This is a genomic window from Kitasatospora sp. NPDC057223 (assembly GCF_042669755.1).
Classification (GTDB): domain Bacteria; phylum Actinomycetota; class Actinomycetes; order Streptomycetales; family Streptomycetaceae; genus Kitasatospora.
This window is the reverse complement of record NZ_JBHUWW010000058.1, coordinates 38,091-50,810: the sequence shown is the minus strand read 5'-3', so window position 1 is coordinate 50,810 and position 12,720 is coordinate 38,091. Positions and strand designations below refer to the sequence as shown.

Below are 12,720 nucleotides of genomic sequence, written 5' to 3'. Positions count from 1 at the left end.
AGGCACCGCCATGCCGTGCAGACCACCCGGGTCGCCCGGTACACGGGAAGGGATGCGACACCTGGAGTGCTCGGCGGCGGTGCACAAGTACCTGAGCGGGGCGCTGACACGGGACCGCGGCACGGAGGCCGGCTACTCCCGGCAGGGGCGGGCACCGGTACCGCCTGCCCGACCGGTGGCACCGGCCCCCACCGCTCGCCCTGACGGGCCAGCAGTCGCTGCACCCGGCGGCCGGCCACCCGGCACCAGCACGACCGCCAGGAACAGCAGCAGGCCCCGCCCGGCCCGGCCCCGGCCCCGGCCCCGGGCCCGGCAACGTCCCGGCAGCACACGGACACGGCCCGCCGGCCACCACCACCCCGCACGGCGCCGGACACGGCCCAGCACCAGGGGGCGACGGCCACCCTCACGACGGGCGAGCGGCCGGGACGCGCACCGCACCCCCGCGCCCCAATCCCCCGGTGAACCCGCCCCGCGAAATCACGGCCCGCCGAAACTGACCCGACCGGCGGCAATTACGACTGAATCGACAAGGAAAACCAAGACAGAAACCGGCGGCAATTCCGGCGGGCCGTCAATTCACAGGAACACCCCGGAGAAGACCCCGGCCCCGGACCGCCAGGCGAACCCCGGCCAGCCGGGCGGCCGACCACCAGCAGTAACCGAAACCCGAGCGCCCCGCAGTGACCCGGACAGCCGGACCGGGGCCCCGCGCCCAGGCCATGATTGGTCCACCAGAACGCGATTCAAGCGCTCGAAACAGTGTGAGGTCACAGAACCGAACCCGGGAACCCGGAACTCGACACCAGGGACAGCCGCCCAAGCAGCCCGCCATAGGACGGCCGCCGATCCGATCTACCTGCCAACGGCCAGCGTGTGCAGGGCGCAACGGCGCGCCAGGGCGCTCAGAGCGTCCGCGCGCAGGGCCATGAACAGGCGTTCCTGCGGCCCGGCGCCCTCCAGGCGCCGGTGATGCCCGGCGGCGAGCAGCGGTGCCCTGAGGCGTCCGGGAACGGGAAAGGTTTCGTACGCGCCGCCGGACCGGATACCGCCCGGGACGTCGCGGAGCGCCGGCGGAAGGGACAGGGTGGCGCCATCGTGTGCGAGGTCCTGCAGACGGATGCCGCGCAGGCGGGACACCTCGGTCCCGGTGATCCACTGCGCGGCCAACGCACCGGCGTAGACGGGGTGGACGCCATGGCGGCGGATCGTGTCCACCATCGCGCCCGACGGCGGGCCGGCGAGGGGAGCGCCGCCGCCACTCTGCGGTGGCGCGGGCACCCCGCCCATGGCACAACATGTCCGGGACGGGACCCCGCGCCCTGGGGAGGGCCGGCGCTCCAGCGGATGGCGGAACACCTCTCGGGCGGCGTCGAGGGTGTCGACGACGCGGTGGTCGAGGCTGTTCAGCAGGAGCTGCAGGTCGTCCCCCAAGGCAGGGGTGTGCCAGACGAGGGTGAGGGCGGCGCCGGTGGAGGTGTGCAGGTCCAGCAGGTAGTTCAGGTCGACGCGCAGGTGCGAGCGCAGCACGATCACGTGGCGGACGGCCTCGGTCCACATCCAGGCCCGTACCGCATGCTCCGCCTGCACCTCCCGTGTCAGGCCCTGCGCCCGCAGGCCGGCCACAGACCGGCCGAGGGCGGTGAGGTGGTCGTGCAGGAGGACGGCGGTGCGGGCCGTTCCCACGGTGGGGTGGACGGTGACGGTTCCGGCCCGGGGCCGGTGGGCGGCCAGCGCGGCGGCGGTGAAGCGGGCGTCGTCACCGCGGTCGAGGACCACCGTCACCGGCGGCAGGACGCGCCGCTGCGAAGCCGCCAGGACGGTTGCGGGGTCCAGCAGCAGGTCGACGGCCAGGTACCGCGCTGTCGACGCCACCTTCCCGGCAGGTGGCCGCCGGCACTGCGGACAGCCGGCATCGGCCGCGCCCGCCGACGTGCCGGCACCTGTCGGGTTCCCCGGGCGGGGCGCGCCGTCCGGAGACGGCTGGTGGTGGTTCACAGCCGGCTGAACGCCCAGCCGAGCACCTCGCGGTCCACCCGCTCGCGGCCGGTGCGTTCCAGGCCCAGGCGCACGTGCGCGGTCAGCTGGGCCCAGGCGCGGAAGTTGCCGTGGGCGGCGTGCTGGTCGGCGAAGGCGATGTCCCCCGGGGCGGCGCCGGCCCACACCGGGTGGAACAGCGGGACGACCGCGCCGACCTCCTCGGGTGCGAGGCGGGTGAAGTGCTGCCAGATGAAGATGCGCGAGGAGAGCATCGGTTCGCGGCGCAGCACCTGGTGGCAGCCTTCGCCGCCGACGAAGACGATGGCGAGCTGGGTGTAGGGGTCGTCCCAGAGGTAGCGGAAGTACTCGAAGGCCTCGCCGCTGAGCCACTGGGCCTCGTCGACGACGAGGGTGCGGGGTTGGAGGGCGAGGGCTTCGCGCAGCAGGGCGTCGAACTCGCTGGGGCCGCGGGGCGGGGTGCCGGGCAGGTCGAGGGCGGCGAAGAGCTCGTGGCGCACGGCGCGGGGGGTGGGGCGTACGCGGAAGGTGATGCGGCGGACGTCCTCGGCGGGGTCGAGGTCGCGCAGGCAGGTGTTGACGGCCAGTGTCTTGCCGAAGCCGGCGCCGCCGTGGACGCACATCATCGCGCGGGCGTTGATCGTGTCGGCGAGGTTGTCGCGGGCGGCGAGCAGGGCGCGGGTGGTGACGACCTGGGCGCCGGGCAGGCGCAGGTACTGGTCGCTGTCCTGGGGCGGGAGGAGTCCGGTCACGGGGTCGGCTTTCGGGTCGCTTCGGTGGCGGGTCGGGTGGTGCTGAGCAGGCCGGGCGGGGTCCTCCAGTGCCCGGGCGGGGCGGTGGGCGCGATGAGGTCGGGCCGGGCGAGGGCAGCCAGGTCGGTGTGGGCGGAGGCGGCCAGTTCGCGGCCGGCCTCGGCGGCGGTGAGGGCGCCCAGCGTTCGCGGGGCCTCGGGCCGGGTGGCGGCGGCGTAGCGCTCGTGGCGCTGGGCTCGGGCCTGTTCGAGGTCGCGTCCGAGGCGGCGGGTGCGGGCTGTGCGGGCGCGACGGACCGCGGCGATCTGCTCGGGGGAGGCCTCGTCGGCGAGATGGGCGGTGGCCAGGTGGCGGCCGGTGGCAGGGTCGAAGAGTTCGATCTCGTGCCGGTGGTGGGGCATGTGGCGCACCCGCACCCGGGTGCCGGTGCGGCCGGTCATCCACGGGGCGACGTAGTAGCGGTTCTTGAACCTCACGCCGCCGGTGGTCACCAGCCGGGGCTCGGCGCGGTCGTCCTCGAGGGTGAACGTCCACAGGTCCCCGGGCGGGATGTCCCTCACGGGCGCGGCATCGTCCTGCCACGCCTGCAGCGGAGTCCTGCCCTTGAGCGGGGCCGGGCGGTGCCCGGTGTTCCACCACACCACCCAGGCGATCAGGCCGGTGGTGAACTCCTCGAAGGACAGCAGGCCGTGGCGGTCCGCGGGGCGGGGACGGCGGCCCGGCCGGGGCTGGTGCACGTAACCGGGCAGTGCGGCCAGGTGCATCCGCTCCACCGAGCGGTTCAGCCCCTCCACCGTGCCCTTCAGGTGCGGGGTGTAGGCGGGCAGGTCCTCGACCTCGACCTCCAGCAGCTCGAAGGCGGCCATCACCGTGCGGGACAGGAAGTCACGGCCCCGGTCCATGCGGACGGTTGCGGGCAGGCCGCCGACGGGGCCGTAAGGGCCGGTGCGCAGCACGGCGGAACGCAGCGCGGCCAGGACGGATTCACGGGAAGGGTGACCAGGTGTCACGGCCAGGCCGGCAATCGCGTTGGTCGCGCAGTCGACGTACCAGGTGATCCACGGCCGGCGGGCCTGGCCGTCGACGTCCACCAGCACGGGGACCTGTTTGTGGTCGGTCTCCCACACGGCGTTGCGGTGCCCGCGCGGACGGGTGAGGAACACGTCGTGCTTGCGGGCCGCCCGCTCCCCCGCCGCCAGACCCGCCCGCTCCCCCGCGCTCAGGTCCCGCCGGATCGCCCGGTGCAGGGTGGGCAACGACGGCGGCCGGCCAGGCGGATCCCGGCGGGCGGCCAGGACAGCCAGCTCACGGTGCACCGCCGCGACATTGCCCTTCCACAGGACCAGCAGACGGCGGACCTCCGGCGTAACGGTGAAGCGGGTACTGGTCCCGGCGCGGGAACCGGGGTCACGGGCCGCGGCCGGGTCGCGTTCGGCCGCGGCGAGCCAGCGCCACACCGTCCGCTCGGTCACCGCCAGGTGCTGCGCGGCAAGCCGAACCTGCCGGACCGTCAGAGCGCCCTCCTGCCGCAGAGCCAGCAGACGGCGCACCGCCGGTCCCCGCAGCGCTGCCAGGGACGCCGCGGGAAGAGCGGCACCGGCCGCCCCGCCGGTACCAGCAGCACCACCGGCGGCTTCAAAACCGCCGGAGGCGCCCCCGCCGGGTGCGGGCTCGGGATTCGGGTGGTCGCTCACGCTCTCCTGCCTTCCTCGAAGCCGGGGTGAGGGGCTGCCCGGCCTTGTCTCATGTGGTGCGGCGGCTGTGCTGCCGGCCTCCCGGGGGTCCGGGTCCGGCAGGCCGGCGGGGCCGTCACAACGGGCCGCTGAGGCGGGCACAGACCCGCTCCAGCAGGCGACGGTCGACCACGGGGCGGGCCCGGCCGTAGACCTCCGCCGCCAGATACGAGGCCACCTTCGCCCAGGCCCGGAAACCGCCGAGCCCGACCAGCCCCCCCCCCCCCCCCGGAGCCACCTGCCCCCACAGCGGGTGCAACGGCCTCCATCACCCGCCCCGGCCCGGGACAGACGCGCCACCAACCCCCACGACAACACCCCCGACACCGGCGCCGGCACCCCGCGCAACGCCCGCCCGCCCCCGCACCAGCAAAGAGCAGCGCAACGTCCCTGCCCAGGTGCTCCCACAGCTGCCGCAGCAACTCCAGCGCAGCTACGGGCAGGCGCTGCGCCTCGTCCAGGACCAGGACCCCGGGGCCTGCGCAGCGCCTCGAGCAGCGTCAGGTCCGCCGCGCCGGTCGAGTGCGGCAGCCGCCTCAACTCCAGCACCCGGCGCAACTCCGGCACCGACGGGTTCACCCCGACATGGACCCGCCGTACCCTGACCGGCTCCGGCAACTGGGACAGCGCACACCGCAGCGCCACCGTCTTGCCAAGCCCCGCGTCCCCATACAGGCACGCCACCGCACCCACCGCCGCGACGTGCGCGACGCGCTGCACCACCGACGCGACCACGGGTGTGACGACGACCTGCGCGCCGGGCACCAGGACCGGCACCGCGGCCAGGCGGGTCTGCTCCCGCAGGAACACCTGCCTGCCGAACCCCGCGCCACTGACCGTCGCCAGGCCCAGCTCGGCGAGCGGGTCGGTGCGCGGCGGCTCGGCAAGACCCGGCTCCCGCGCGATGACCAGCACCCGACCCGCCAGGCGGTCACGGCGCACCACCCGGTGCAACGTCCCCAACGGCGGCACACCCTCCTCACCGCAGGCCAGCATCCAGCGGTGCAGCTCAGCGACGTTCCCACCCGCCGCGGCCAACAGCGCCCACGCCCGGCCCGACATTGCGCAGCCCCGGCGGGCGGATCTACCGCCCACCTCGCCCGTCGCGCTCACCTCCCCCAGCCAACGCCACACCGCCCGCACCGACACACCCACCATGCCAGCCACCACCCGCACATGCCGCGACATCAGCTCACCAACCGCCTGCCACCCCCGCAGACGCCGCACCACCAACCCTCGCGGCAACCCCCGCCCCACACCCCCACCGTTGTCGCCCATGAACCAGATCCAAGCGGCACCGCCCCGCAGAAGGCATCAGATCTCTCGAACCCAAGACAGCGGCAACCACGGTGAGATACAACCCCCACGACAGCACCCCACCCCCGGAACTCTCACCCCCACGACAGCCAAACCCGCCACCCCCAACTACCCACCCGGCCAGCCCAAACCCGGCCCTCAGACCAGCACCGCCATCAACCTCTCACCAGTACTGACACCAACCCAAGAAATCGCAGACCGCCCGGCCCACCAGCGATCGAGTGCACAACGTCACTGATTGCATACTTAGCGTCATGATGGTCTGGTGTGCTCGAACCCGGCACACCCCTCGACCTTGATGAAGGGCACCCCATGGCAACCGCTCGTTTCGCGTTCCAGACGCCGCCCGGCCGGGGCAAGGAGTTCATCTTCGAACTGACCAATGACACCCTCATCGCCCACGCCCGCAAAGTCCTGAGCGGCGAGGAGACCATCAAGACCCACGTCCAGGGCAGGATCGTGAAGAAGAAGGCGTCCTACAACCCGGACTTCAGCTTCCACCTCGACCCGGCCACCATCAGCTTCTTCGACAACGCGAGCGAGTTCTGCGACTCCAACGCGGAGTACGCCGAGGACCACTTCGACGAGATCGCCGGACCGTTCCTTCCCGGCGGTCACTGGTGCCCGTGGGCATCAGGGCTGACCCGCGAGATCAAAGCCTGACCCAAGGACGACGAAGCCCCCGGCTGCCGCAAACAGGAGCACCGGGGCTTCGTCGTACCCCAAGAGCCAGAAATCTGCGACCCTCGCACCAGTCAAACCCACCCGGCAAACGGTCAGGAACACCTGCCAGAGGGCAGGCGGTGTCCTCTGGCAGGTGACCCTGGCCGATTGACAGAAGATCTTGACCACCCATCTGCTCGGCCCTGCCGGTTCGGTGAGCCAACCGAACAGCTACGGCACGTAGGCGATCGCCAGTGCTCTGACCGCAGCGGGATGCCAAGCTCGACCGGATCGAGCACGTCCTGGACTGCTTCCCCGACCGCACGTTCGCGTTCGACGAGCCGGGTGAGCGGGTGAGCGGGTGAGCGAGCGGCCGGAGGGCTAGTGGCGCTCCAGCCATTCCAGGATCGCCCGGTTCGTTTCCTCCGGCTTCTCCTGCTGGATCCAGTGGCCGCAGTCCAGACTGACCACATCCACACCGGGCACGAACTCCGCCAGGTTCTCGGACCTGCGGACCGCGTCCCGGTCACCGTAGATCATGAGTGCGGGCTGCCGGACGATCGGGTCCACGTCCGCCAGCAAGCGCCAGTTGCGGTCGAGGTTCCGGTACCAGTTCACACTGCCCGTGAACCCTGTCGACTCGAAGGCGGAGACGAAGACGGCTAGTTCGCTGTCGCTCATCACCGGCTCGCCGAGCGGCTTCTCCGCCCTGGCGAGATCGATCAGCGCCATACCCGGCCGGGGCTGCGCGGGGGGCGCGTTCTTCCGGTAGATGTTGCGAAGGAACTGGAAGGTGTTCTCGTCGAACACGGCGTCCGCGACGCCCGGCTGCCGGTTGAAGTGGACGAAGTAGAAGTCGCCGCCGAGCACCTCGTCCATGGCCTCGATCCAGGGCTTCTCCCCGCGTTCCTGGTAGGGCAGGCTCAGGTTGACCAGCGTGTTCACCCGGTTCGGATGCAGCAGGGCCAGCCCCCAGACGACCATGGCACCCCAGTCGTGACCGACGAAGGTGGCGTCCTCGTACCCGTAGTGATCGAGAAGTGCGACGAGATCGCCCGTGAGGTGGGCGAGGTCGTAGTCCGTCACTTCGGCCGGACGGGAGGAGTTTCCGTACCCCCGCTGGTTCGGGACGATGACGTGGTAGCCCGCCGCGACGAGGGCGGGCACCTGGTGGCGCCAGGAGAAGGCGTGCTCCGGCCAGCCGTGGCAGAGCACGACGGGCCTTCCGGCGTTCTGTCGGCCTGCTTCGAAGACTTCGAGTTCCACGCCGTTGACCGGGACAAGGGTGGGCTCGGGGAAATCAGCTGGATCGAACATGGGATTTCTTCCTCATCTATTCGGGATTCGGGATTCGGGATTCAGACATCGGGCATCGGGCTGGTCAGGCGGCGAAGTTCCCGGCAACGGCGACGGCAACGGTGCAGCCCCGCCAGGCCGGGGGCCGGCACGGTCGCGGGTGGTTCGGCTCGCCGGTGCGGCCGTGTCGCCATCCTGCCCACCGAACCCGGTCACCCCATGACCGGTTTTGTGTGGAAGTGTTGCCGGCGTGCGAACCGACCGGCTGGTGGCCGTCCTCCTCCTGCTGCAACGGCGCGAGCGCGTGACGGCGGCGGAGGTCGCCCGCGAGTTGGAGGTCTCCGAGCGCACCGCCCGCCGCGACCTCGACGCCCTGGCCATGGCCGGGGTGCCCGTGTACTCCGTGCAGGGCCGGGGCGGCGGCTGGCGCCTCGTGGGCGGTGCCCGCACCGACCTGTCCGGGCTGACCGCGGGTGAGGCCCGCGCGCTGTTCCTGGTCGCCGGCCCGGCCTCGGCTGCGACGCCGACCGTGAAGGCGGCGCTGCGCAAGCTCGTCCACGCCCTGCCGGAGCCCTTCCGGGTCCAGGCCGAGGCGGCGGCGTCGTCGCTGGTCCTGGACCCGCAGCACTGGGGGACGAGCCGGATCGAGCACCGGCCGCCCCGCTTCCTCGACGAACTCCAGGACGCGGTGATCCGCGGCGTCCAGGTGCGACTCGGCTACGTCGACGGCAAGGGCGCCGGAACCGAGAGAACCGTCCACCCGCTGGGCATCGTCGCCAAAGGGCCGTCGTGGTACCTCCTCGCCGGTACCGAAGCCGGCCGGCGGACCTTCCGGATCGACCGCGTGTCCTGCGTCGAACCGACCGGCGATCCCGTGGAGCGGCCCGAGGACTTCGACCTCGCCGGGAGCTGGCGTGAGATCGCCGACCAGGTCGACCGCAGGCGCATGCCCCTGGAGATCCAGGCGGTGTGCACGCCCCACGGGATCGGCCTGCTCCGGATGGCCCTGGGCCCCCGGCTGGAGGTGGGAGGCCCCACCGCCGACGGCCGCATCGAGGTCGCGGTCCGCGGTTACGACGAGTACACGCTGGCCGGTGAACTCTCCGGGCTGGTCGAATGGTTGGAGGTGACCGGCCCTCCGGGTGTACGGGACCACCTGGCCTCGATCGGCAACGCGCTCGTCGAACGGTACAGCTGAGCGGTACGACCGAGGTGCCGCGGGCGGTCGACGCCCTGGAAGCCGCGTGGAAGCGCGATGACCGCGCGCCGGCCGCCCCGGAGGACAGCGGCGTCGGTGAACTGCCGTTGGCGCAGCCGATCGCCGAATTCGGCGCGACCGTCCTGGAGACGATGACGCTGACCTCGACCGGAGAACCGGACGAAGAGGACGAGGACCTGGTGCCGGCGTCCGTATCCGCCAACATGCGAGCCGAACCAACCCACCCCCGGCAGCGCAGACGACGGCCGGCGACGATGAACGATGAACGGTGAGCAGCCCGCCCGGGCCGTGACCGAACACCAGGCGGCCCTGTCCGGGGTGCTCCACGTCCCGCCCGACCGGGACCGGGCCCCCCGGCCCGGCGCAGACGCCAAGGCACCCACGCCCGAGCCACGCCCACCCCGCGACCGGCCGGACACGGACCCCGCACAGGTCCCGGCCAACAGCCCGGGGCCGGCCGGACCCGGCCAGCCTCCCCGACGGCGAAGGCAGGGGCGGTGGAACAAGAGCGCTCCAGCCGGCTCCGGAACGCACCAGACACCCCCGGGGAACACCCGCGCCCGGGGACCGGCCCGGCACCCAGGCAGCCGGCGGGCGGGTCAGGGGTTGGCGACCTCGACGGCGTACAGGCCGCGCAGTCGGCCGTCGCCGGCCTCGGACTGGGAGGGGTAGAGGAGCTGGACGTCGACGGGCAGCGGGGTGCCGGGGTCGATGGTGTGGGAGCCGTCGTTGGGGGATCCCAGGACGACGGTTCCCTCCAGGCCGTCCTTGATGACCCGGTACCACTGGGTCTGCTGAGGGTTGACGCGGGTGCGTGCGGGGACGTCGAAGACGATCTCCCAGGCCGTCACGCGGTGTTCGCTGGCGGCGAGGGTGAGGTTGTAGCTGACGAGCCAGCCCTTGGCGTCCTCGGGCCAGGTCTGGTCCCACTGCCCGGCGATCCTCTGGCCGACGGTGATCAGGGCCGGTTCGGCGGTGGTGGTGACCTGGCCGGACTGCTGGGGCGCGGTGTTGGCACGGGTGGCCGAGGTGATCTTGCTCGTGGTGGTGAAGTCACCTTCGTGGTGGGGGTCGACGGTTCCCCTCAGGGTGATCACCGCCTTGCTGCCCCTGGGCAGGCTGAGCGGCTGGTGGAGCTCGCCGTCGGTAGCGGTTCCCGGGCCGCACACCGCGCCGTTCTCGCCCCGGCACGTCACCTCCACGTCGACCAACTGGACGGGCACCTCGCCGCGCACGACGGCGTCGGGGGCGTCGTTGGGCCCGTGGTTCTGGACGCCGACGGTGTAGGAGATCCGGTGCCCGGCCTTGGCGGTCAGCGGGCCGTTCATCTCCAGCGGCATGGCGACGGGCAGGGCGACGCTGAGGTTGCGGATGCGGTGGGCCGCGGTGGCACCGCCGGTACCGGCGGCGAACCCGAGTTTGAAGGTCGCGGGCATCTGGACCTGGCCCGGGCCGGCGGCCAGGTCCAGGTTGTCGACCAGCACCGCCCCGATGGGGTCCGAGGCGCTGGAGCGCCGCACCGTCAGACGCCCGCCGATGACGGTCACCTGCAGGTGCTCCCCCGCCTCCCAGCCGCCCCGGAACCCGCCCGCCACCTCGGTGCCGGCCAGCCAGGCGAAGCCCGTGAGCAGGTCCCCGGAGCCGCGCACACCGAGCGTGTCGGGGCTGCGGCCGGGAGCGCCGGGACCGCTCGAGAGGGCGGCGAAGTTCCCGAAGTTGTCGAAGCCGACGCCGACATAGCCGGCGGTGACGCCGGGAAGGTTGAACGAGCCGTCCTTGATGTACGAGTAGCCCAGTGCCCCGCCGCGGGCCCCGGGCTCCGTGGTGCGGCTCCCGTCGATCAGGTAGAGGCTGAACCCGTCCCCGAGGCCCTGTGCGCCGCCGCCCTCACAGGAGTAGTCGAAGTCGATGCTCACCCCGAGCGAGGAGGAAAACGGCTGGTCCAGGAACGCCGTACCCGCCTTCGACGCGGTGTTCGGCGTCAGCTCCAGGGCCCCCGCGTTCAGCCGCGCGCTGCCCAGCAGCCGCCAGGCCGGATTCGCCGGGGCTGCGCCGGTGAACGACTCGGTGATGGGGAACTGCACCTGCTGCCGCGCGGCGTCGGACGTCTGACCCGTCATGGAGGCTCCTCTTCTCTTCGCTGGACCGGTACCTGCTCACGGCCCGCCGCGGACACGGGCCGCAGGGCCGTGACGGCCCCGGCGCCGACCGTGCCTGAACCCCAAGCATCGTACGCACAGAAACCTACACAAAGTGACCAAGTGATACCTTTGTGTATCGCATGGCATGCAACGGCCGATCCGTCGGGCGCCCGCGGCAGGACCCGGCGTCCTGGGCGTTCGTTGAGCTGGGCTCGGGCCTGCGGCTCACAGCCATCGGCGGCCCACCCGCGCACGGCTCCTTCTGGGCAGGCTGCTGGGGAGCCGGCCGGACAGGTCTCATCAGAAGCCGGTGCTGCTGCGGCCATGGCGTTCTCCCTGCCCCGACGGATGTCTCCCTGCGGCCCCGAGGAACGGGCCGAACGGGCTGAACGGCCGGATCGTGGGGACGGCACACCTGCAAGGCGTCTGATATCGAGTGGACCCCGGCGCCTGCCGTTGGCCACAGTGGCGTCATGGTCAAGCCTGCAACCGCGTTCGTTCCCGGCCTCGAACTCTCCAGGATCCTGTTCGACGAGGCGGTGCGGCCGCTTCTCGACGGTGCCTACCCGGGCCTGCGGTACGCGGCCGCGCGGGTCGGACCGGGTTCGGAGGTGCTCGGCTTCGACACCCCGCGGTCGGCCGACCACGACTGGGGTCCGCGCCTGGAGTTGTTCCTCGCCCCCGAGGACGCCGCCCGGCACGCCGCAGACCTCCACGAGCTGCTGGCACGACGGCTGCCCAAGCAGGTACGCGGCTGGCCCACCCACTTCCGGCCCAGCGGTGATCCGAGTGATCCGGTCGCCCACCTGGAGGTGACCGACGGACCGGTCGCCCACCGGGTGGTGGTACAGGAGGTGGACGCCTGGCTGGCCACACAGCTGGGAGCCGCCACGGCGGCCCGCGCCGATGCGGAGCTGACGGTGCGTGACTGGCTGGCCATGCCGCAGCAGAAGCTGGCCGAGGTGACCGGCGGGGCGGTCTTCCACGACGGCCTGGGCACCCTCACCACAGCCCGGCGCCGGCTTGCGTGGTACCCGGCGCAGGTCTGGCGGTATCTGCTGGCCTGCCAGTGGCAGCGCATCTCCCAGGAGGAGGCGTTCGTCGGCCGCTGCGCGGAGGTCGGCGACGATCTCGGCTCCGCCGTCGCGGCCGGGCGCCTGGTGCGCGACCTGATGCGGCTGTGCCTGCTGCTGGAGCGCCGCTACGCGCCCTACACGAAGTGGCTCGGCAGCGCCTTCGCGCAGTCGGAGGCCGCTGAGCAGCTGACACCGCTCTTGCGCGGGTCACTGGCCGCCACCGACTACGCGGACCGGGAGCGGCAGCTGTGCGACGCGTACGAGAGCGTCGCCCGGATGCACAATGCCGCCGGGCTCACCGCCCCGGTGGGGCCGGCCCGCCGCCGCTACCACAACCGCCCCTACCTGGTCCTGCACGCCGAACGCTTCGCCCACGCCCTGGCAGAGACACTCACCGACCCGCTCCTGCGCGGCCTGCCCCTGACCGGGAGCATCGACCAGTGGGCCGACAGCACCGACCTCCTCGGCCGGCCCGACGTCATCCGGGCGGCCGTACACGCGCTCACCTGACGGCACCGCAGCTCC

The 12,720-nt window shown here is 72.5% G+C and carries 9 protein-coding genes; 4 read left to right on the top strand and 5 right to left on the bottom strand.

The features are described from left to right. Positions 1-855 precede the first annotated feature (855 nt). From ACFUK0_RS21140 to ACFUK0_RS21130, 3 genes are all read right to left on the bottom strand, one after another. On the bottom strand, positions 856-1,875 hold the full coding sequence (locus ACFUK0_RS21140; RefSeq protein WP_380252396.1) for a hypothetical protein: 1,020 nt from the start codon (positions 1,873-1,875) through the stop codon (positions 856-858). Positions 1,876-1,994: 119 nt separating this feature from the next. Then, positions 1,995-2,750, bottom strand: coding sequence for an AAA family ATPase (locus ACFUK0_RS21135; RefSeq protein WP_380252394.1), 756 nt, complete (start codon positions 2,748-2,750; stop codon positions 1,995-1,997). Beyond that, positions 2,747-4,300: a Mu transposase C-terminal domain-containing protein gene (locus ACFUK0_RS21130; protein ID WP_380252392.1), complete on the bottom strand. Its 1,554-nt coding sequence runs from the start codon at positions 4,298-4,300 to the stop codon at positions 2,747-2,749. Before ACFUK0_RS21130 ends, ACFUK0_RS21135 begins: the two co-directional genes overlap by 4 nt. A 1,812-nt stretch (positions 4,301-6,112) precedes the next feature. Here ACFUK0_RS21130 and ACFUK0_RS21125 point away from each other — a divergent pair. Next, entirely contained in the window at positions 6,113-6,463 is a 351-nt protein-coding gene (locus tag ACFUK0_RS21125) for a calmodulin (protein WP_380252390.1), read from the top strand. A gap of 381 nt (positions 6,464-6,844) precedes the next feature. On the opposite strand, the gene ACFUK0_RS21120 is transcribed toward ACFUK0_RS21125, so the two are convergent. Then, entirely contained in the window at positions 6,845-7,780 is a 936-nt protein-coding gene (locus ACFUK0_RS21120; protein ID WP_380252388.1) for an alpha/beta fold hydrolase, read from the bottom strand. 229 nt (positions 7,781-8,009) lie between these two features. Between ACFUK0_RS21120 and ACFUK0_RS21115 the strand changes: the two genes are divergently transcribed. Both ACFUK0_RS21115 and ACFUK0_RS21110 read left to right on the top strand, forming a co-directional pair. Continuing rightward, on the top strand, positions 8,010-8,957 hold the full coding sequence (locus ACFUK0_RS21115) for a helix-turn-helix transcriptional regulator (protein ID WP_380252386.1): 948 nt from the start codon (positions 8,010-8,012) through the stop codon (positions 8,955-8,957). 14 nt (positions 8,958-8,971) lie between these two features. Beyond that, positions 8,972-9,250: a hypothetical protein gene (locus ACFUK0_RS21110; protein ID WP_380252384.1), complete on the top strand. Its 279-nt coding sequence runs from the start codon at positions 8,972-8,974 to the stop codon at positions 9,248-9,250. Between the two features lie 327 nt (positions 9,251-9,577). Here ACFUK0_RS21110 and ACFUK0_RS21105 read toward each other — a convergent pair whose 3' ends face one another. Beyond that, a complete protein-coding gene (locus tag ACFUK0_RS21105) occupies positions 9,578-11,098 on the bottom strand; it encodes a hypothetical protein (RefSeq protein ID WP_380252382.1) in 1,521 nt (506 codons plus the stop codon). A 494-nt stretch (positions 11,099-11,592) separates the two neighbouring features. On the opposite strand from ACFUK0_RS21105, the gene ACFUK0_RS21100 reads away from it, so the two are divergent. Then, positions 11,593-12,705, top strand: a complete 1,113-nt coding sequence (locus ACFUK0_RS21100) for a DUF4037 domain-containing protein (RefSeq protein ID WP_380252380.1) — start codon at positions 11,593-11,595, stop codon at positions 12,703-12,705. Positions 12,706-12,720 lie beyond the last annotated feature (15 nt).